This is a genomic window from Aquitalea aquatilis (genome assembly GCF_005155025.1).
Lineage (GTDB): Bacteria > Pseudomonadota > Gammaproteobacteria > Burkholderiales > Chromobacteriaceae > Aquitalea > Aquitalea aquatilis.
The window spans coordinates 3,337,276-3,356,868 of record NZ_CP039731.1 but is presented as its reverse complement, the minus strand read 5'-3'; the positions used below and the strand labels follow the sequence as shown (position 1 = coordinate 3,356,868).

At 59.8% G+C, this 19,593-nt stretch carries 17 protein-coding genes and 1 tRNA gene; 13 read left to right on the top strand and 5 right to left on the bottom strand.

All coding sequences use genetic code 11. The annotated features are described in order from the left end of the window. The first annotated feature begins 52 nt into the window (after positions 1 to 52). The 4 genes from FAZ30_RS15710 to FAZ30_RS15695 all read left to right on the top strand — a co-directional run bounded on the left by FAZ30_RS15710 (position 53) and on the right by FAZ30_RS15695 (position 4,190). A complete protein-coding gene (locus tag FAZ30_RS15710; RefSeq protein ID WP_137009805.1) occupies positions 53 to 1,387 on the top strand; it encodes an ABC transporter substrate-binding protein in 1,335 nt (444 codons plus the stop codon). Positions 1,388 to 1,472: 85 nt separating this feature from the next. Then, positions 1,473 to 2,228, top strand: a complete 756-nt coding sequence (locus tag FAZ30_RS15705; RefSeq protein ID WP_124640935.1) for an ABC transporter ATP-binding protein — start codon at positions 1,473 to 1,475, stop codon at positions 2,226 to 2,228. Positions 2,229 to 2,352: 124 nt separating this feature from the next. After that, on the top strand, positions 2,353 to 3,414 hold the full coding sequence (locus tag FAZ30_RS15700) for an isopenicillin N synthase family dioxygenase (protein ID WP_124640937.1): 1,062 nt from the start codon (positions 2,353 to 2,355) through the stop codon (positions 3,412 to 3,414). Continuing rightward, positions 3,411 to 4,190, top strand: a complete 780-nt coding sequence (locus tag FAZ30_RS15695) for a MetQ/NlpA family ABC transporter substrate-binding protein (RefSeq protein WP_124640940.1) — start codon at positions 3,411 to 3,413, stop codon at positions 4,188 to 4,190. Before FAZ30_RS15700 ends, FAZ30_RS15695 begins: the two co-directional genes overlap by 4 nt. 72 nt (positions 4,191 to 4,262) lie before the next feature. Here FAZ30_RS15695 and FAZ30_RS15690 read toward each other — a convergent pair whose 3' ends face one another. The 3 genes from FAZ30_RS15690 to FAZ30_RS15680 form a co-directional block, all read right to left on the bottom strand. Beyond that, positions 4,263 to 5,033, bottom strand: a complete 771-nt coding sequence (locus FAZ30_RS15690; RefSeq protein WP_124640942.1) for an amino acid ABC transporter ATP-binding protein — start codon at positions 5,031 to 5,033, stop codon at positions 4,263 to 4,265. Further along, positions 5,030 to 5,710 (bottom strand): amino acid ABC transporter permease, encoded by a 681-nt coding sequence (locus tag FAZ30_RS15685; RefSeq protein WP_124640944.1) that lies wholly within the window; start codon positions 5,708 to 5,710, stop codon positions 5,030 to 5,032. The genes FAZ30_RS15690 and FAZ30_RS15685 overlap by 4 nt, the downstream gene beginning before the upstream one ends. An 88-nt stretch (positions 5,711 to 5,798) precedes the next feature. Continuing rightward, a complete protein-coding gene (locus tag FAZ30_RS15680) occupies positions 5,799 to 6,557 on the bottom strand; it encodes an amino acid ABC transporter substrate-binding protein (RefSeq protein WP_233578243.1) in 759 nt (252 codons plus the stop codon). A 386-nt stretch (positions 6,558 to 6,943) separates the two neighbouring features. On the opposite strand from FAZ30_RS15680, the gene FAZ30_RS15675 reads away from it, so the two are divergent. Continuing rightward, entirely contained in the window at positions 6,944 to 8,569 is a 1,626-nt protein-coding gene (locus tag FAZ30_RS15675; RefSeq protein ID WP_124640948.1) for a methyl-accepting chemotaxis protein, read from the top strand. Between the two features lie 303 nt (positions 8,570 to 8,872). Here FAZ30_RS15675 and FAZ30_RS15670 read toward each other — a convergent pair. Together FAZ30_RS15670 and FAZ30_RS15665 are read right to left on the bottom strand one after the other, a co-directional pair. After that, positions 8,873 to 8,948: transfer RNA gene (locus FAZ30_RS15670), tRNA-Thr, on the bottom strand. A gap of 44 nt (positions 8,949 to 8,992) precedes the next feature. Beyond that, on the bottom strand, positions 8,993 to 9,415 hold the full coding sequence (locus tag FAZ30_RS15665) for a hypothetical protein (protein ID WP_124640971.1): 423 nt from the start codon (positions 9,413 to 9,415) through the stop codon (positions 8,993 to 8,995). A gap of 334 nt (positions 9,416 to 9,749) precedes the next feature. Here FAZ30_RS15665 and FAZ30_RS15660 point away from each other — a divergent pair, with 334 nt between their 5' ends. From FAZ30_RS15660 to pheA, 8 genes are all read left to right on the top strand, one after another. After that, positions 9,750 to 11,417: an ABC-F family ATP-binding cassette domain-containing protein gene (locus FAZ30_RS15660; RefSeq protein ID WP_124640973.1), complete on the top strand. Its 1,668-nt coding sequence runs from the start codon at positions 9,750 to 9,752 to the stop codon at positions 11,415 to 11,417. A 244-nt stretch (positions 11,418 to 11,661) separates the two neighbouring features. After that, the gene (gene gyrA, locus FAZ30_RS15655) at positions 11,662 to 14,343 is read left to right on the top strand and encodes a DNA gyrase subunit A (protein WP_124640975.1); all 2,682 of its coding nucleotides are present in this window, start codon (positions 11,662 to 11,664) and stop codon (positions 14,341 to 14,343) included. Beyond that, complete coding sequence (locus FAZ30_RS15650; RefSeq protein WP_124640977.1) at positions 14,340 to 14,804, top strand: PaaI family thioesterase; 465 nt, start codon at positions 14,340 to 14,342, stop codon at positions 14,802 to 14,804. Before gyrA ends, FAZ30_RS15650 begins: the two co-directional genes overlap by 4 nt. Beyond that, positions 14,804 to 15,244: a PaaI family thioesterase gene (locus tag FAZ30_RS15645; protein WP_124640979.1), complete on the top strand. Its 441-nt coding sequence runs from the start codon at positions 14,804 to 14,806 to the stop codon at positions 15,242 to 15,244. The genes FAZ30_RS15650 and FAZ30_RS15645 overlap by 1 nt, the downstream gene beginning before the upstream one ends. A gap of 61 nt (positions 15,245 to 15,305) precedes the next feature. Continuing rightward, positions 15,306 to 16,391 (top strand): 3-phosphoserine/phosphohydroxythreonine transaminase, encoded by a 1,086-nt coding sequence (gene serC / locus FAZ30_RS15640; RefSeq protein WP_124640981.1) that lies wholly within the window; start codon positions 15,306 to 15,308, stop codon positions 16,389 to 16,391. Positions 16,392 to 16,506: 115 nt separating this feature from the next. Beyond that, a complete protein-coding gene (locus FAZ30_RS15635; RefSeq protein WP_124640983.1) occupies positions 16,507 to 17,730 on the top strand; it encodes an MFS transporter in 1,224 nt (407 codons plus the stop codon). Positions 17,731 to 17,862: 132 nt separating this feature from the next. Next, positions 17,863 to 18,450 carry an O-methyltransferase gene (locus FAZ30_RS15630; RefSeq protein ID WP_124640985.1) on the top strand — a complete coding sequence of 196 codons (588 nt, stop codon included), beginning with the start codon at positions 17,863 to 17,865 and terminating at the stop codon, positions 18,448 to 18,450. A gap of 4 nt (positions 18,451 to 18,454) precedes the next feature. Next, entirely contained in the window at positions 18,455 to 19,528 is a 1,074-nt protein-coding gene (gene pheA / locus FAZ30_RS15625) for a prephenate dehydratase (protein ID WP_124640987.1), read from the top strand. Positions 19,529 to 19,593 lie beyond the last annotated feature (65 nt).

Sequence of the window (19,593 nt, the reverse complement as noted above, 5' to 3'; positions counted from 1 at the left end):
CCTTGTTGTTTCCGTTAGCAGTTTCGTCTATTGAACCAGGGAGTTTCACATAATGAAAAATCATCTGCACACACTGAAAGGGGCGGTCGTACTGGCTCTGGGGCTGGCGGCTGTCTCGGCCACGGCCCAGGCCGCAGGCGAACAGTATTTCCCGCTGCAAAGCTACCGCGTGGGGCCGTATGCGGCTGGCGGCACCGGCTTTTTTGGTGGCTTCATCGATTACCTGCAGTACGTGAATACCAAGGAAGGCGGCGTGAACGGCGTCAAGCTGAGCTGGAGCGAGTGCGAAACCGAATATGTGGTGGAAAAAGGGGTGGAGTGCTACGAGCGCCTGAAAAAAGGCCTGAACGGCGCACCGGCTGCCGCCACCAACCCGCTGTCGGTGGGCATTGCCTACGCCACGCTGGAGCGCTCCACCGCCGACAAGCTGCCGCTGATCACCATCAACCATGGCCGTACCGACTCCACCGACGGCAGCGTGTTTCCCTATGTGTTCCCGCTGCAGCTGAATCCGTATTCCGAGGTGTCGGCCATCATCAATTACATCGGCCAGAAGTCTGGCGGCCTCGCCAAGCTGAAGGGCAAGAAGATTGCCGTGCTTTACCACGGCTCGCCGTATGGCAAGGAAACCAACCCCATCCTGGAGCTGTTGTCGAAGAAATACGGCTTCCAGCTGGTATCGCTGGAAGTGCCGCATCCGGGCAACGAGCAGCAGTCGCAATGGCTGACCATCCGCCAGCAAAAAACGGATTGGGTGATTCTTCGTGGCTGGGGCGTGATGAACCCGGTGGCGTTGAAAACCGCACAAAAAACTGGTTATCCGGCTGACCACATCATCGGCAATATCTGGAGCAACTCGGAAGAAGACGCCGCGCCGGCCGGTGCGGCTGCCAAGGGTTTTATTTCGATTACCACCCATCCGTCCGGCACCCAGTTCCCGGTGCTGCAAGGCATCAAGAAAACCGTGCTGGATGCCGGCAAGGGCAATCTGGCCGACGCCAAGCGCTTTGGCACGGTGTATTACAACCTGGGCGTGGTCAACGGCATCCTGAACGTGGAGGCGGTACGGCTGGCGCAAGCCAAATTTGGCAAAAAGCCGCTGACCGGCGAGCAGGTGCGCTGGGGCTTCGAGCATCTGCGTTTTGACGACAAGCGGCTGAAGGAAGTGGGCGCACTGGGCCTGCTGCAGCCGCTGCAGCTGAGTTGCACCGACCACGAAGGCGGCGGTGCGGTGCGCTTCCAGCAGTGGGATGGCCAGCAGTGGAAGGTGATTTCACCGTGGGTACAGGCCGACCGCAAGCTGCTGCGCCCCATCATCGAGGATTCCTCGCACAAGTACGCCAAGGAAAAGGGCATCACCCCGCGCGATTGCAGCAAGGAGTCGTGATTTTCTGAAGCAAGACCTGCCCGGCGCGGCTTGCTGCGCCGGGTTTTTTGTCACCCAGCTTTTTGACTGATTGCGGAGTTGAATCATGAGCCAGCCCTTATTGCAGGTGGAAGGCATTCAGGTGGTGTACAACCAGGCCATTCTGGCGCTGGGCAGTGTGTCCTTGCAGGTGGAGCAGGGCCAGATCGTAGCCTTGCTGGGTGCCAATGGCGCGGGCAAGAGCACCACGCTCAAGGCCATTGCCGGGCTGGTGGCGGCCGAGCGCGGCTGCCTGCAGCAAGGGCGCATCATTTACGACGGGCAGGATGTCAGCCACACCGCGCCGCACCAACTGGTGCAGCAAGGGCTGGTGCAGGTGCTGGAAGGCCGGCACTGCTTTGCCCATCTGACCGTCGAGGAAAACCTGCTGACCGGGGGCTTTGTACGCAAGCCCAGCCGCGCGGCCCTGCAGCAGGATCTGGAGCGCATCTACCAGTATTTTCCGCGCCTGAAAGAACGGCGGCGCGCGCAGGCTGGCTATACCTCGGGCGGCGAGCAACAAATGGTGGCGATAGGCCGCGCACTGATGGCGGCGCCCCGCCTGGTGCTGCTGGATGAGCCATCGATGGGTCTGGCACCGAAAATCGTCGAGGAGATTTTTGAAATACTGCAGGCGCTGAACCAGCAGGAGGGCGTCAGTTTTCTGCTGGCCGAGCAAAACGCCAACCTGGCCTTGCACTACAGCCATCAGGCCTATCTGCTGGAAAACGGCCATGTGGCGCTGTCCGGCAGTGCGGCCGAGCTGGCCAGCCGCGAGGACGTACACCGCTTTTATCTGGGCGGCAGTGTGGAAGCCGCCTGAAGGCGCGGTGTCATTGCCGCTAATGGCTTGATATTCAAATCTGTTTTTCTTGGTTCGCATCACCATGGGCATGGCATATCTTGAGCTTCATCCGCACGCTTGGCGTGCCGCTAACGGAGTTGCCATGACCAGCCCCCATACCTTGCCCGTGATCGACATCAGCCTGCTTGATGGTGATCCGCAACAACGTCAGCAGCTATTGCAGCAGCTGCGCACTGCCGCCCGCGACAGCGGTTTTTTCTACCTGGTCGGCCACGGTATTGGCGCGGACAAGGTGGCTGCATTGCGGCAGGCGTCACACGCATTCTTTGCCTTGCCTGCGGCCGACAAGCTGGCCATCGACATGGAGCACTCACCGCACTTTCGCGGCTATACCCGTGCCGGGGAGGAGCTGACCCGTGGTGCAGCCGACTGGCGCGAACAGCTGGATATCGGTGCCGAGCGCCCGGCCCGACCGGATCTGGCACAGCAAGCACCGTGGTGGCGGCTGCAAGGCCCCAACCAGTGGCCGGCGGGATTGCCTCAGCTCAAGCCGGTGTTGCTGGACTGGCAGCAGGAAACCACCCGGCTGTCCATTCTGCTATTGCGTGCCTTTGCCGAGGCACTGCAGCAGCCGGCCGACAGTTTCGACGATGCCTTTGTCGAGGCTCCGGTGCAGCATCTGAAAATCATCCGCTATCCCGGCAGCCAGCATGGTGCAGCCGGGCAGGGCGTGGGCGCGCACAAGGACAGCGGCTTCCTCACTCTGCTGCTGCAAGACGATAGCCAGGACGGCCTGCAAGTGGAAACCGAGCAGGGCTGGATTGACGCGCCGTCGCTACCGGGCAGCTTTATCGTCAATATCGGCGAAGCGCTGGAAATGGCGTCCAATGGCTATCTGCGCGCCACCGTGCACCGGGTGGAAAGCCCGCCCGCCGGCAAGGAGCGCTTGTCGGTGGCCTTTTTCCTGGGCCCGCGGCTGGATGCCACCATCCCGCTGCTGCAGCTGCCGCCGCATCTGGCCGCCGAAGCGCGCGGCCCGGAAGCCGATCCGGCCAACCCGCTGTTTTACCAGGTGGGCGACAATTTTCTCAAAGGCCGGCTGCGCTCCCACCCCAAGGTGGCTGCCCGTCATCATGCCGACCTGCTGGCACCCCAAGCACCGCAGGCAGCTTCCCTTCCCACCACTGCAGGAGAATACGCATGAAACCCGCAAAACTCTGGCTGGCATTGTTCGGCCTGGCCGCCAGCCTCACCGCCCACGCGGAAGTACTCACCATCGGTGCCGAAGCCGTGCCGCATGCCGAAATTCTGGAACATGTGAAACCGGCGCTGGTCAAGCAAGGCATTGATCTGAAGGTAAAAGTGTTCAGCAACGGCCTGCAGGAAAACCTGGCGGTGGCCGGCAAGGAAATCGACGCCAATTACTTCCAGCATCAGCCCTTTCTGGATAGCTTCAACAAGTCCAAAGGCACCCGACTGGTGACCGTGGCGGCCATCCATGTCGAGCCTTTTGGCGCGTATTCGCACAAGTACCACAAGGCCAGCGAGCTGCCGGACGGTGCGACCATCGCCATTCCCAATGACCCGTCCAATGCCGGCCGTGCGCTGTTGCTGCTGCACAAGCAGGGGCTGATCAGCCTGAAAGACCCGGCCAATATCCTGTCCGGTGCACGTGATATCAGCGGCAATCCGCACCACTTCAAGATCAAGGAGCTGGAAGCGGCCACCCTGCCACGGGTGCTGGATCAGGTAGACATCGCCCTGATCAATACCAACTACGCGCTGCAAGGCGGACTCAAACCCAAGCGCGATGCGCTGTTCAGCGAAGGCAGCCAGTCGCCCTACGCCAATATCATCGTGGCGCGCGAGGACAATCGCAGCAGCCCGGCACTGAAGAAACTGGTGGCGGCACTGTCTACCGAGGAAGTGCGCCAGTTCATCGACCAGCGCTATCAGGGTGCAGTGGTGCCGGTGTTCTGAACCCGCCAGTCGTTGATGTAACAAAGGCGTCCCCTCATGGCGGACGCCTTTGTCTTGCCGGGCAGCGCTGGATCAGGCTTGCCAGGCTTCGGGCAAACCTTCTTTCAGTGTGGACACATAGCTGGCAGTACGCGGGTTTTGTGGTTGCAGGAACAGCTGGCGGCTGCTGCCTTGTTCCACGATCTGGCCATCTTCCAGAAACACCACGGTATCGGCCAGGGTGGCGGCAAGGCGCAGGTCGTGCGTGGCAATCAGCATGGTTATCTTGTTGGCGGCCAGTTCGCGCAGCACGGCCACCACTTCGCTGGCCAGTTCCGGGTCTAGCGCCGAGGTGGGTTCGTCACACAGCAGCAGGCCGGGCGATTGCGCCAGCGCACGGGCAATGGCCACCCGTTGCTGCTGGCCACCGGACAGGGTGCCGGGCCAGGCATCGGCCTTGTGTGCCATGCCCACCTGTTGCAACAGTTCGCGCGCCCGCGCTTCGGCCTGGGCGCGCGGCCACTTTTTCACGATCAGCAGGCCTTCCATCACGTTTTCCAGCGCAGTGCGGTGTGGAAACAGCTGGAAATTCTGGAACACCATGCCGGTTTGCAGGCGCAGGTGGTGAATGTCCTGCCGGCTGGGCTGTGCCTGACCAGGGGTAAAGTTCAGGCTGGCCTCGCCCACCGTCAGCTGACCTGCCGTGGGGGTTTCCAGCAGGTTGATGCAACGCAGCAGGGTGCTTTTTCCACTGCCGGAAGGGCCGATCAGCGCAGTAACCTGGCCTGCGGCCACCTGCAATGACACCTGCTTCAGCACATGCTGGCTGCCAAAGTGCTTGTCGATATGGCGAAGTTCAATCATTTCGTCTCCTGGGCCTGATGCAGGTGTTGGCCAAAGCGTGCTTCCAGCTTTTGTTGTCCGGTAGACAGTACCGAGCTGAACAGCAGGTAGATCAACGCGGTTTCGGTATACAGAATCAGCGGTTCATACGTGACCGAGGCAATGCGCTGCGCCGCCTGGAAAATTTCCGGCACAGTCAGCACCGCGGCCAGCGAGGTGTCCTTGATCAGCGAGATAAAGGTATTGGCCAGTGGTGGCACCGCCACCCGGCTGGCCTGCGGCAGGATGGTGCGGCGCATGGCCTGCGCCCAGGTCAGGCCGATGGAGTAGGCGGCTTCCCATTGCCCGCGCGGCACGGCCAGCAGCGCGGCGCGGATGACCTCCGAGGTATAGGCCCCCACATTCAGCGAAAAGCCGATCACCGCTGCCGGCAGCGGGTCGAACACGATGCCGGCCTTGGGCAGACCGTAGAAAATCAGGAACAGCTGCACCAGCAGCGGCGTACCGCGGATCAGCCACACATAAAAACGGAAGCCATCAGCCAGCGTTTTCGGGCCATACAGGCGGACCAGCGCGGTGACAAAGCCCAGCGACAGGCCACAGGCAAAGGACAGCAGGGTAAGCGGCACGGTGAAAACCAGCCCTGCATACAGCAGTGGCGGCAACGACTCCACCATCAGTTTCAACCATTCAGGCATGCCTCATTTCCTTTCATAGCGTGTGGTGCGCCAACAAAATTGCCCCGCAGCGCGGGGCAAGCTGGCACACCGTGCGAGGGGGTGGCGCTTAGTGCGACACGTCCTCGCCAAAGTATTTGAAGGAAATTTTCTGGTAGCTGCCGTCCGCCTTGATATCGGCCAGAGCCTTGTTGATGGCGGCCTGCAACTGCGGGTTGCCCTTGCGGAAAATGATGCCGGAGAAGTCGGCGTCTTTTTCGGTGGCGGCAATCTTCAGCTTGGAGTGGGGCTGGTGCTTTTTGTAATCCAGAAAGGACAAGCTGTCGTTGATGGTGGCATCCACCCGGCCAGAGGCCAGCAGCTCCAGCGAATCGTTAAAGCCTTGTACCGGCACCACTTCCGCCCCGAAGGACTGCGCCAGCTTGCCAAAATTGCTGGTCAGGGTATTGGCGGATTTTTTGCCCTTGAGGTCGGCAAAGCTCTTGATGCTGCTGTTGCCGTTAACGATCAGCGCGGCCTTGGAGGCGATATAAGCGCTGGAGAAGTCGTACTTGGCCTTGCGCGCATCGGTAATCGATACCTCGTTGGCCACGGCGTCGTAGCGGTTGGCATCCAGGCCGGCAATCAGGCCATCCCATTTGCCTTCGATGAATTCAGCTTTCACCCCCAGCCTGGCGGCCACAGCCTGGGCGATTTCCACATCAAAGCCCACCAACTTGCCGCTGGCGTCGTGGTAGGTGAAGGGGGCATACGTGCCTTCGGTACCCACGCGGATCACCCCGGCGGATTTGATCTTGGCAAGGTCTTCTGCGCCGGCAAGGCCGGGCAGCAGGGAGGCGAGCAGGGCGGCAATGGCAAATCGTTTCACAATGTACTCCTGGCTGTTTTTGTCGTGATGTCTTGCCGCCATCTGGCGGCCTGCGGCGACTATATCAAGCAGGCCTTATTCTCAATAAACAAGAAATAACACATTGCTAATCATAAAAATGAATAAGAAAGACTAGTCTTATCTTGGCGTTGGTATCGTCGCAGGCTGGCAGGTCTTGGTTCGGGATTTGTCACTGCATCTCGGGTGCGGGCATGCTTCCCGCCACGACACTGTGGAGTCGTATCACTTGCTGCTATATGTTTTGTCAACTATTAAACAGTACAGGTCTGCTGTAACTATGACGGGCATCATGCGCAGTTGTTTTAAAGTGTAGTTAGCGTGAGCTGGCCCGCTTGGCATTAACAAAAATTCGAAACGGGGGAGTTATGCTGAGTAGATTCACTGTACGGCAAAAGCTGCTGGGGAGCTTTTCATTCATCATTGTGCTGCTGTTGGTTTTGCTGGCGGCTGCTCTTGGCAATATGCAAACCATAAACAGCAAAATTGTCGACATGACGCAGGATCGCTATCCCAAGATTGCACTCACCAACAGCATAACCGTTAAATCACTGGATATTGGCCGGCAGATACGCAATGCCGTTATCTTCAGTGCAGGCGACACTGAAGAGTACCTGGCGAAGGTCAGCAGCCTTGATGCTGCAAAAAACGCTGATATGGCCAAAGTAGAACAATTATTGTCGACGGCAAAAGGCAAGGAGCTATTTGCCGAAATGCAAGAGAAAAATCGTGCACTGACCGCAGCGCTGGAACAGGCCTATCCATTGATTCGCAGCCATAAAACCACAGAGGCGGCTGATGTTGTCAAACAGAAAATCGCACCAGCCAACAATGCGTTCATGGCCAACTTAAAGGAGTTTGCTGACTTCCAGGAGGGATTGATGCAGAAGGCCATGCAGGACGCCAATGCCGCCTACCATCAGGCCGTAGTGAGTATGTTGACGGTGGCTGGCATCGCCTTGGCGCTTGCCCTTGGCAGTGCCTTGTTTATTGCCAGACTTATCACTGTGCCGCTGCAGAAATCTGCGCAACTCGTACAAAGAATCCGTGATGGCGATTTGTCTGGTAGTGATGAAAATATTCCCGCTGCCCGCGATGAGGCCCTGCAAATCGCCAGAGGTGTTCAGGAAATGCGTAGTGGCCTGCGTGGCATCGTGCAGGCTATCCAGCTGAATGCTCACAATGTTTCGGACTCGGCCCGCGAGCTATCCAGCATGGCCGAACAGGTTGCCAGCGGAGCGCAACATCAGGCTGAAGCGACGGCCGAAGCCGCCGCCACCATCGAGCAGCTTACCGTCAGCATCAACCATGTTGCCGACAACTCTGACGAAGCAACCCGCCAATCCTGCGAAACTGGCAGCCTGGCAAGAGATGGCGGCAAAGAGGTCATCGACTCAGTGGCGCGTATTCAGGATGTTACCCGCGCAGTAAGTGGCACATCCGCGCAAATGAATTCGCTGAGTGGCGAGGTGCAGCAAATCGGCAGCATTGTCACGGTTATCCGCGATGTGGCCGACCAGACCAATCTGCTGGCCCTGAACGCGGCCATTGAGGCGGCTCGCGCTGGAGAAATGGGCCGGGGTTTTGCCGTCGTGGCCGATGAAGTACGCAAACTTGCTGAGCGCACAACATCATCCGCACAGGAAATCACCCAGATGATCAACTCCATTCAGCATGGTGTGACACGGGTGGTTGGCAGCATGGATGCCAGCCTGGAAAGCGTAAATGCCGTATCCAGCAGCACCGAGCTGGCGTCACAAACAATCGAACGCATTGGTAATAGCACCCACGCAATCGAGCGCAGCATCGCGAATATCACCGGATCACTGGGCGAGCAACGAATTGCCAGCCAAAGCCTGGCGCAAAATATGGAGCGTGTCTCGCAGATGGCCGAAGAAAACAGTGCCACGGTAGAGGAGCTTGCAACCACCTCCGCGCAACTGAGCGCACTCTCTCATAATCTGCAGGATATTACGGCCCGATTTAAGCTGTAACAGCTGGTTGCTTGTAGATGAAATCAAAAAAAGCCAAGTTTGAACCTTGGCTTTTTTTACATGCTTGAGAACGGCCATGATCTGTTCTTCGGTGAATCGTTTCTTCATGTCTAATCTCCGTATGTGGTTGATTGGACTCTAAGGTCACGTGCTGCTCAATACTGGGAGACGTCGGTGAAGCCTTGTTATGCACTTTCCATGAAAAAGCCCACGCGAGGTGGGCTTGTTGGGAATTTTGCGGAAATGATCTTTAATTGCGGAAATGCAAAACGGGCCTTGTATCTCTACAAGGCCCGTGGAATATGGTGCCGGCGGCAGGAATCGAACTCGCGACCCCCTGATTACAAGTCAGGTGCTCTACCAACTGAGCTACACCGGCGAAGGGCTGCAATATAGCGTCTCGCCGGTCGGCTGGCAAGCCTGTCAGCGCATTTTTTTATGCTTCTTGGCGGGCTTTTTAGCTAGCTTATTGTTTTTGCTTGTTTTATGACCGGTGGCTTTGGGTGATTTTTTGGCGGGCGTTGCCAGATTTTGTTTGCCCCGCATCTTGGCGGATTTGGCGGCTGGCGTCATGCCATGGCGTGCCGGTGTGGTGGCGTGGTGTTTGCGATGGCGCGCTTGGCTGCGGGCATGATGCTTGCGGCTGGTGGCTTTGCCTACCTGCTGGCGTGCAGCCGGGGCGGTGGCATTGCTGTCAGCGACGCGGTGTGCCGGTTTTTTGGCACTTTTTAGCGGGGCGCTCTGTACGTCGCCCGGCAGGGGGATGTCTTCGGTCTCTGCGTGAGCGATGCCGCCCAGCAGCAGCGCCCCCAGCAGCAGAGCACGGCTGATAAGTGAGTGATTCATGGTGAAATCTGGGCCTTTATGGTTGGCAATCCGGCTTGGTCGTCACGGATGCAGGGAGCCAATACTAACATGGCTCGGCTTGCCTTATCACTTGGCGGCCTTGCTTGTCGCCAGTGGAGATTTGGCTCCTGTCATCGCTACCGGCATTAGGGTGTGCCAAATGCCTGGGTGTAATCCGCAACAGGGGGCGTGCTGTTTCATGCGATAATTTGCGCTTGCAATACAGCAAGCCTCATCTCTGCGCTAGTAGTTCTGCCACGGGCCACCGGCCTCATGTTCCGACTCCGCACTGGGTGAAAGCCATACTGCCCACATTTAATGCACGATTGACTCAATGATTATCTTAAAGAACGTGGCCTTGCGTCGCGGTAGTAAAGTTTTGCTCGACAACGCCTCGGTCACGCTCAATCCGGGCGAGAAAGTGGGCCTGGTTGGCCGCAATGGCGCTGGCAAGTCCTCCCTGTTTGCGGTGCTGAATGGCAGCCTGCATGAAGATGGCGGCGATGTGTCGATCCCAGCGCAGTGGCGCATGGCGCAGGTGGCGCAGGACATGCCGGAGACGGAGCAGAGCGCTACCGATTTCGTGGTCGAGGGCGATACCACCTTGCTGGCGGCGCGGCTGGAAGTGGCCGAAGCCGAGGCGGGCGAAGACTATATGCGCATGGCGCATGCCTATACCGCGCTGAATGATGCCGGCGAGCACGACGCGCCGGCCCGCGCCCAGTCGCTGATTCTGGGCCTGGGCTTTAGCGTGGCCGAGCTGAGTCAGCCGGTAAACAGTTTTTCCGGTGGCTGGCGCATGCGCTTGCAACTGGCCCGCGCGCTGATGTGTCCGTCTGATCTGCTGCTGCTGGACGAGCCGACCAACCACTTGGATCTGGACGCGCTGGTCTGGCTGGAAGCCTGGCTGAAAAATTATGGCGGCACCATGGTGGTGATCAGCCATGACCGCGAATTCCTAGATGCAGTCACTAATGTCACCTTGCATGTCGACAATGCCAAGCTGGTGCGCTACGGCGGCAATTACAGCAAGTTTGAAGACATGCGCGCCGAGCAGATGATTCTGCAGCAGGCCGCACAGGCCAAGCAGCAGGAGAAGATTGCCCATCTGCAAAGCTTCATCAATCGCTTCAAGGCCAAGGCCAGCAAGGCCAAGCAGGCGCAAAGCCGGGTCAAGGCGCTGGAGCGGATGGAGAAAATTGCTCCGGTGCTGGCCGAGGCGGATTTCCAGTTTGAATTCAAGGAGCCGCAAAGCCTGCCCAATCCGATGCTGACCATGTCGCAGGCCGAGTTTGGCTATCCGGCGGCAGAGGATGCCCCGGCAGGTACGCCGCCCACTGTCATCGTGCGTGGTGTCAATCGCTCGGTGCTGGCCGGGCAACGCATCGGCATTCTGGGGGCAAACGGGCAGGGCAAGTCGACACTGGTCAAGACCGTGGCAGAGGCCTTGCAGGCAACCGGTGGTGAGATCATTCGCGGCAAGGGGCTGAATATCGGCTACTTCTCGCAGCAGGAGCTGGACGTACTGCGCCCGCAGGACAATCCGCTGGAGCACATGTTCCGTCTGGCGCGCGACATTCCGGCGGCCATTCGTCCGCCAGCCAATGATTGCCGCGAGCAGGGGCTGCGCAACTTCCTCGGCACCTTCAACTTCAGCGGCGACATGGTCAAGCAGCAGGTAGGCAGCATGAGCGGCGGCGAAAAGGCGCGGCTGGTGCTGTGCATGATCGTGTGGCAGCGCCCCAATCTGCTGCTGCTGGATGAACCAACCAACCACCTGGATCTGGCCACCCGCGAAGCCTTGAGCGTGGCGCTGAACGAGTTCGAGGGTTCGGTCATGCTGGTGAGTCACGACCGCGCCTTGCTGCGTGCGGTGTGTGATGAGTTCTGGCTGGTTTCGCGCGGTGGGGTCAAGGATTTCGACGGCGATCTGGACGACTATCAGGTCTACCTGCTGGAAGAGGCGCGTCGTCGGCGCGAAGAAGCAGCCGGCAAGCGCTGACTGGCTGTTGTCGTACAGGTCAAAGGGTCGCCATGAGCGGCCCTTTGTCATTGTCGGGCTCGGACAGGTGCGGCGGTGTCGTGGGCGGCTTCCCGGGCTGGCGATGCTAAGTGCCTGACGCAGCAGGGCGGTGGCCGGCTTGCCGTCATCGCGACTGCCCATCAAGCGACAAGGCATGCGTAGGCGGGGTGGACGTGCTAGAATCTAGGCTATTTTTGATTCCTGAAAAGATAGCCATTTACCCATGACAGATCAGCTTTTCGCCAAGGAAACGATCCCAATCAGCCTCGAAGAGGAAATGCGCCGCTCCTACCTCGATTACGCCATGAGCGTGATCGTGGGCCGCGCTCTTCCCGATGTGCGTGATGGCCTCAAACCGGTACATCGTCGCGTGCTGTTTGCCATGCACGAACTTTCCAACGACTGGAACCGCGCCTACAAGAAATCGGCGCGTATCGTAGGCGATGTCATCGGTAAATATCACCCGCACGGTGACTCGGCTGTTTACGACACCATCGTGCGCATGGCGCAGGACTTCAGCCTGCGCTACCCGCTGGTGGATGGCCAGGGCAACTTCGGCTCGGTGGATGGCGATAGCGCCGCCGCCATGCGTTATACCGAAATCCGCATGGCGCGCATTGCGCACGAGCTGCTGGCTGATATCGACAAGGAAACCGTCGACTTCGGGCCGAACTATGATGGTTCGGAGCACGAGCCGCTGATTCTGCCGGCCAAGATCCCCAATCTGCTGATCAATGGCTCCTCCGGCATTGCCGTGGGCATGGCCACCAACATTCCGCCGCACAACCTGACGGAAGTGGTGGATGCCTGTCTGGCACTGCTGGCCAATCCGGAACTGACCATCGATGATCTGATCGACATCATTCCGGCACCTGATTTCCCCACCGCCGGCATCATCTATGGCACGGCCGGGGTGAAAGAGGGCTACCGCACTGGTCGCGGCCGCGTCATCATGCGCGCCCGCACTCATTTCGAAGACATCGGCAAGGGCGATCGCCAGGCCATCATCGTCGACGAAATTCCGTACCAGGTGAACAAGTCCCGTCTGCTGGAGCGCATTGCCGAACTGGTGCGCGACAAGCAGATTGAAGGCATTTCCGATCTGCGCGACGAGTCGGACAAGTCCGGCATGCGCGTGGTGATCGAGCTCAAACGCGGCGAAATGCCGGAAGTGGTGCTCAACCACCTGTTCAAGCTGACCCAGCTGCAAGACAGCTTCGGCATCAATATGGTGGCCCTGGTCGATGGCCAGCCGCGCCTGTTGAACCTGAAGCAGATCATTGACGAATTCCTGCGTCACCGCCGCGAAGTCGTTACCCGTCGCACCATTTTCGAGCTGCGCAAGGCACGCGAACGTGGCCATATCCTGGAAGGTCTGGCGGTGGCGCTGTCCAATGTGGACGACATCATTGCCCTGATCAAGGCCTCGGAAACCCCGCCGGCCGCCAAGATCGCGCTGATGGCGCGCCCGTGGCGCTCCGAGCTGGTGGAAGAAATGCTGTCGCGCGTGGACCAGAGCAAGGCCCGCCCGGATGGTCTGGATGTCGAGTTCGGCCTGCACGCGGACGGCTACCGCCTGTCCGACGCCCAGGCTCAGGCCATTCTGGAAATGCGCCTGCAACGCCTGACCGGCCTGGAGCAGGACAAGATCGTCGGCGAATACCGCGACATCATGGCCATCATTCTGGATTTGATCGACATTCTGGAACGCCCGGAACGCATCAACCAGATCATCGGTGACGAGCTGCTGGCCATCAAGACCCAGTTTGGCGATGGCCGCCGCTCCGAAATCGAGCCGTTTGGTGGCGACATCAACATCGAGGACCTGATCACCCCGCAAGACATGGTGGTGACCATTTCCCATACCGGCTATATCAAGACCCAGCCGATCGACGACTACCGCTCGCAGCGCCGCGGCGGTCGTGGCAAGCAGGCTGCAGCCACCAAGGATGACGATTTCATCGACACCCTGTTCGTGGCCAATACCCACGACTACGTGCTGTGCTTCTCCAGCAAGGGTCGCTGCTACTGGATCAAGGTCTACAATCTGCCGCAAGGCGGCCGCAACAGCCGTGGCAAGCCGATGGTGAATGTGCTGCCGCTGGCTGATGGCGAAAAGATCAACGCATTGCTGCCGATCAAGGCCTTTACCGACGGTGAAGTCGAGGACGAGATCGAGGACGACGAAGCCGCCGCCCTCAAGGCCAAGGGCCCGTTCATCTTCATGTGTACCGCCAACGGTACGGTGAAGAAAACCCCGCTGGAAGCCTTCTCCCGCCCGCGTACTGCCGGCATCATCGCCGTGCGTCTGGATGAGGGCGACAACCTGATCGGCGTGGCGCTGACTTCCGGCAACGAGCAGATCATGCTGTTCTCCGATGGCGGCAAGGCCGTGCGCTTCAGCGAAACCGATGTGCGCCCGATGGGCCGTACTGCAGCCGGTGTGCGTGGCATGATGCTGGCCGAAGGTCAGCACGTGATTTCGCTGCTGGTCACCAATTCGGAAGAGCAGCAAGTGCTGACCGCCAGCGATGGCGGCTATGGCAAGCGCACCCGCACCGGCGAGTTCCGCCATACCAGCCGTGGCACCCAGGGCGTGATCGCGATGGACCTGACCGACAAGACTGGCCTCAAGCTGGTTGCGGCCAGCCTGGTGGAAGACAGCGACGATGTGATGCTGATCACCACCGGTGGCGTGCTGATTCGCACCAAGGTGTCGGAAGTGCGCGAAACCGGCCGCTCGGCCCAAGGCGTCCGCCTGATCAATCTGGACGAGGGCGAGAAACTGATCGGCCTGGAAAAGGTTGCCGAAGGCGAGTCTGACGAAGAGGCGGAAGTGGTCGACGGTGATGCGGCTGACGCACCGGCAGCCGACGCCGCCAGTGCAGGGGACGCCGAGGCATGACGGCAACGCCTGCCAATGCGCAGGTACTGGAGACGATGAGCGCGCTCTTCGTCTCCTTGCCGCACTGCGCCACCCTCGGTTTCCAGTATCTGGGCACCGAGGGCCGCCAACCCACCCTGAAAGTGGACTGGCGTGAAGATCTGGTCGGCAACCCGGCCAGCGGCACCATCCACGGCGGGGTCATCACCTCGCTGGTGGATACCACCAGTGCCATTTCGGTTACCGCCTGCCTGCCAGACTTTGAAACCATCGCCACGCTCGACCTGCGCATCGACTATCTCAAGGCAGCAACACCGGGCAAGGCCATCTACTGCCAGGCCGAATGCTACCGCCTGGCCAGTCAGATCGCCTTCACCCGTGCGGTGTGCTACCACGACAACCCGTCTGACCCCATCGCCCATGGCGTGGCTACCTTCATGCGTGAATCCAGCCGTGCCTCCATGCTGAAAGAGGGGGCCTGATGAGCCAATTCATGCAGCAACTGGCCGCCCTGCGCGATGACAATAATGTCGCCGCACTGTGCGAGGCCATTCCCTATGCCCGCCTGATGGGCGTGGAAGTCAGCACTGGCGATGATGGCGAATTGCTGTTTCAGCTGCCGTTCCATCCACGCAATGTCGGCAATACCGCCTTACCGGCGCTGCACGGCGGGCTGATTGGCGGCTTTCTGGAAAATGCCGCGCTCTTGCACCTGATCTGGCATCGCGAATCGCTGGAGGCACCCAAGATTGTCGATTTTTCGCTGGATTACCTGCGCTCAGGCCGGCCGCAAACCCTGTTTGCCCGCTGCGAAATCACCAAGCAGGGCAAGCGCGTCGCCCATGTATTGATAGAAGCCTGGCAGGAAGACCGCCGCAAGCCGGTGGCTGTTGCCCGGGCCCATTTCCTGCTTACGCAGTGACACACACCGGCATGGCCTGCCGGGTCATGCCGCAACATTGAAGCAATGACTGAGGACAGACATGGCCAAGGTGTATAACTTTTCTGCCGGACCGGCGGTATTGCCCCACGAAGTACTGGCTCAAGCCCAGAGCGAAATGCTGGACTGGCACGGCTCCGGCATGTCGGTAATGGAAATGAGCCATCGCGGCAAGGAGTTCATGGAAATCATCCATGATGCCGAACACGATCTGCGCGAGCTGATGCAGGTACCGGCCGGCTACAAGGTGCTGTTCCTGCAGGGCGGCGCTTCCCTGCAGTTTTCCATGGTGCCGCTCAACCTGCTGGGCGACAAGCAGTCGGTGGACATCGTCAATACCGGCCACTGGTCCAAGCTGGCGGTCAAGGAAGCGCGCCGTTATTGCAATGTCAATGTGGTGGCCAGCAGCGAAGACCGCAATTTTGCCTATGTACCGGCAGAGGAAACCTGGCAGCGCGACCCCAACGCCGCCTATCTGCACTACACCTCGAATGAAACCATCGGCGGCCTGCAATTCCCCTTTGTGCCTGCCGATCAAGGCGTGCCGCTGGTTTGTGACATGTCGTCCGACTTCCTGTCACGCGAAGTGGATGTCAGCAAGTTCGGCCTGATCTACGCCGGCGCGCAGAAGAATATCGGCCCGTCCGGTCTGGTGGTGTTGCTGGTGCGCGAGGACCTGTTGGGCCGCGCCCGTGCCGACCTGCCGACCATGCTGAATTATCAGACGCACGCCGATGCCGACTCCATGTACAACACGCCGGCGACCTATCCCATTTATATTGCCGGCCTGGTGTTCAAGTGGCTGAAGCAGCTGGGCGGGGTCAAGGGCATGGAAAGCCGCAATGCGGAAAAGGCCGGCCTGTTGTATCACGCCATCGAGGCCAGCGAAGGCTTTTACCACACGCATATCGATGCGCCGTTCCGCTCGCGCATGAATGTGGTGTTCCGCCTGAAGGACGACGCGCTGGAGGAGAGCTTCCTGATGGAAGCCCGCAAGAACGGCCTGATCCAGCTCAAGGGTCATCGCGTGGTGGGTGGCATGCGTGCCTCCATCTACAACGCCATGCCTATCGAAGGCGTCAAGTCGCTGGCCAACTTCATGCAGGACTTCGCCCGTCAGCACGGCTGAGTGTCATTGTTCTGCTGTGGCGACAGTGTGTGCAAAAACCCGTGTTCAACACGGGTTTTTTCTTGTGCGCTGCAGTCTTATGATGGATGACCATAACAATATCGGAAATCATTCCATGGACCGCTCCATCCAACGCTTGCTGCTCGCCGGCGGCCTGATCGTTTCGCTCGCCATGGGCGTGCGCCACGGTTTCGGCTTTTTCATGCCCCCGATGACGACGGCCTTTGGCTGGAGTCGCGAGAGCTTTGCCTTTGCGCTGGGCATGCAGAATCTGGTGTGGGGCATGGCCCAGCCCTTTGCCGGCGCGCTGGCCGACCGCCACGGCCCGGGCAAGGTGTTGCTGGGCGGTGGCGTGCTGTATGCCCTCGGCTTGCTGCTGATGACGGTATCGGCCACGCCAACCTTGTTCAGCCTGTCGGCCGGCGTACTGCTGGGGCTGGCATTGTCTGGCACCACGTATAGCGTGATTTTCGGCGTGCTCGGTCGTACCGTGCCGGCGGCCTACCGTTCGCGCGCCATGGGATTAACGGCAGCGGCAGGCTCATTCGGGCAGTTCGCCATGGTGCCGCTGGAGCGCTCGCTGATTGACGGCCTGGGCTGGCTGCCGGCCTTGCTGGTACTGGCGGTGTGCGCCTTGCTGATGCTGCCGCTGGGTCGCTCGCTCACCCGCCAGGCGGCAGCCCTGCCACAAACTGCGCAGCCGCACAGTCATCCGCACTTGCTGCAAGGTATGTTGCATACCTTCAGCCGCGCCTGGACCGAGCCGGGCTTTCGCCTGCTGATGGCCGGCTACTTCGTCTGCGGTTTCCAGGTGGTGTTTATCGGCGTGCATCTGCCAGCTTATCTGCGCGATCACGGCATGGGCGGCAATGTGGCCAGCATGGCCTTGGCACTGATCGGCCTGTTCAATATCTTTGGCACCTTCCTGTTTGGCGAAGCCGGCAGCCGCTTTGCCAAGCCGCCCTTGCTGGCTGGCATTTATCTGGCGCGCAGCATTGCCATCGGCCTGTTTCTGCTGCTGCCGCTGTCCGTGCCATCGGTGCTGGTCTTTGCCTCGGTCATGGGCTTTTTGTGGCTATCCACCGTGCCATTGACCAATGGGGTCATTGCCAGCCAGTTTGGCGTACAGCATCTGGGCATGTTGTCCGGCGCGGTGTTTTTCTCGCACCAGGTGGGCAGCTTTCTTGGCGTGTGGCTGGGCGGCAAGCTGTATGACCTGAACGGCAATTACAATGTGGTGTGGGGCATTGCCATCGTACTGGGGGTCATGGCGGCATTGGCCAACTTGCCGATACGCGAGCGCGCCTCCACCGCCTTTGCCGAACGGGCGGCGACATGAAAACGGCGGGCTGGCTGCTGTTGGCTGCCATCATTCTGCTGGGGCTGCTGGCCATGTATCAGCAGCCACGCTTCATCCTGTCTTTTGCCGATCTGATTACCGCCTGCTTCTGATAACAAAAAGGGAAAGCTTATGCTGACAAGCCAAGTACTCACCAGACTGCAAGCCATCTGGGAGCAGGGTGAGCGCCACGACGCCGCTACCGGTGAACGGGCACAGAAAAACCTGTTCATCACGCCGGATACCGGGCGTTTTCTCTATCAGTTGCTGCGCCATGCCAATCCGCGACAGGTGCTGGAAATTGGCACCTCCAATGGCTATTCCACCCTGTGGCTGGCGCTGGCCTTGCGCGACCGCGCCGGCAGCATCACCAGTCTGGATATTCTCCCCGCCAAACAGCAGCAGGCGGCGGCGCATCTGCAGGACTTTGCCCTGACGCACAAGGCGACGCTACGCTGCGAAGATGCCGGCGCTTATTTGTCCGCGCAGGCAGACAGTAGCGTGGATATGGTGTTTCTCGATGCTGACCGCAGCTGTTACGCCGCTTACTGGCCGGCTTTATGCCGGGTTTTGCGCCCGGGCGGGCTGATCGTGGTGGACAATGTTTTGTCGCATGCTGCGGAATGTGCCGATTTCATACGACTGGTGCTTGCGACGGAAGGCTATCTCGCGGAAACTTACCAGATTGGAAAAGGCCAGTTTGTCATAGTGAAAGATTGATTACGTGTCAGAAGAACTGCTGAAGCAACACCGCGACGCCATCGATGCCATCGATGTGGAAATTCTCAATCTGCTGAATAGCCGCGCCAATCACGCCCGCGAAATCGGCGAGATCAAGGGTGGCGGCATCATCTACCGCCCGGAACGCGAAGCGCAGGTCTTGCGCCGCATCCAGCAGCTCAACCCAGGCCCGCTGCCAAACGAAAGCGTGGCCCGGCTGTTCCGCGAGGTAATGTCGGAATGCCTGGCGCTGGAAAAGCCGCTGTCCATCGCCTATCTCGGCCCGGAAGGTACGTTTACCCAGCTGGCAGCCACCAAACATTTCGGCCATGCTGCGCATACCGTGGCTTGCGCCTCGGTGGACGAGGCCTTCCGCCTGGTGGAATCGCGCGCGCTGGATTATGTGGTTGCCCCGGTGGAAAACAGCACCGAAGGCGCGGTAGGGCGCACGCTGGACTTGATGGTCAGCAGCCCCTTGCGCATCTGTGGTGAAGTGGTGCTGCGCATACATCATCATCTGCTGCGCAAGCAGGAAGGTGTAGCCGGCATTACCCGTGTTTATGCCCATGCCCAGGCTTTGGCGCAGTGCCACGAATGGCTGAACAAGAACCTGCCGGACAGCGTGGAGCGCGTGTCGGTGGCGAGCAATGCCGAAGCGGCTCGGCTGGCCAGCGAAGATGGTCAGGCGGCGGCCATTGCCGGTCAGGCAGCTGCCGAGCGCTATGGCCTGATCAAGCTGGCAGAAAACATCGAAGACGAACCCAACAACACCACCCGTTTCCTGGTGCTGGGCCATCAGCAGGTAGGCGCTACCGGCCAGGACAAGACATCAATCGTGGTGGCTGCGCCCAATCGTCCGGGTGCCGTGCATCAGTTGCTGGCACCGGTTGCGGATAATGGCGTTTCCATGACCAAGTTCGAATCACGGCCGTCGCGGGCGGGCTTGTGGGACTATGTGTTCTTTATCGACATGGAAGGTCATCACGATGACGCCAATGTCGCCACCGCACTGGCCGGGCTGGCGGAGCGCACGTCCTTTGTCAAGGTGTTGGGTTCCTACCCGCAAGCCGTTTTGTAAGCTTATCGACATGCCATACGCAGCCGGGCTGGAGCACTCCACCCGGCTGCGGCTTTTTGGGAGAG

Coding starts and splice junctions, on each gene's coding strand:
- gyrA (WP_124640975.1), top strand. CDS start 11,662: ATGACAGATCAGCTTTTCGCCAAGGAAACGATCCCAATCAGCCTCGAA.
- FAZ30_RS15685 (WP_124640944.1), bottom strand. CDS start 5,710: ATGCCTGAATGGTTGAAACTGATGGTGGAGTCGTTGCCGCCACTGCTG.
- serC (WP_124640981.1), top strand. CDS start 15,306: ATGGCCAAGGTGTATAACTTTTCTGCCGGACCGGCGGTATTGCCCCAC.
- FAZ30_RS15705 (WP_124640935.1), top strand. CDS start 1,473: ATGAGCCAGCCCTTATTGCAGGTGGAAGGCATTCAGGTGGTGTACAAC.
- FAZ30_RS15645 (WP_124640979.1), top strand. CDS start 14,804: ATGAGCCAATTCATGCAGCAACTGGCCGCCCTGCGCGATGACAATAAT.
- FAZ30_RS15675 (WP_124640948.1), top strand. CDS start 6,944: ATGCTGAGTAGATTCACTGTACGGCAAAAGCTGCTGGGGAGCTTTTCA.
- FAZ30_RS15660 (WP_124640973.1), top strand. CDS start 9,750: ATGATTATCTTAAAGAACGTGGCCTTGCGTCGCGGTAGTAAAGTTTTG.
- FAZ30_RS15700 (WP_124640937.1), top strand. CDS start 2,353: ATGACCAGCCCCCATACCTTGCCCGTGATCGACATCAGCCTGCTTGAT.
- FAZ30_RS15690 (WP_124640942.1), bottom strand. CDS start 5,033: ATGATTGAACTTCGCCATATCGACAAGCACTTTGGCAGCCAGCATGTG.
- FAZ30_RS15650 (WP_124640977.1), top strand. CDS start 14,340: ATGACGGCAACGCCTGCCAATGCGCAGGTACTGGAGACGATGAGCGCG.
- FAZ30_RS15695 (WP_124640940.1), top strand. CDS start 3,411: ATGAAACCCGCAAAACTCTGGCTGGCATTGTTCGGCCTGGCCGCCAGC.
- FAZ30_RS15710 (WP_137009805.1), top strand. CDS start 53: ATGAAAAATCATCTGCACACACTGAAAGGGGCGGTCGTACTGGCTCTG.
- FAZ30_RS15630 (WP_124640985.1), top strand. CDS start 17,863: ATGCTGACAAGCCAAGTACTCACCAGACTGCAAGCCATCTGGGAGCAG.
- FAZ30_RS15665 (WP_124640971.1), bottom strand. CDS start 9,415: ATGAATCACTCACTTATCAGCCGTGCTCTGCTGCTGGGGGCGCTGCTG.
- FAZ30_RS15635 (WP_124640983.1), top strand. CDS start 16,507: ATGGACCGCTCCATCCAACGCTTGCTGCTCGCCGGCGGCCTGATCGTT.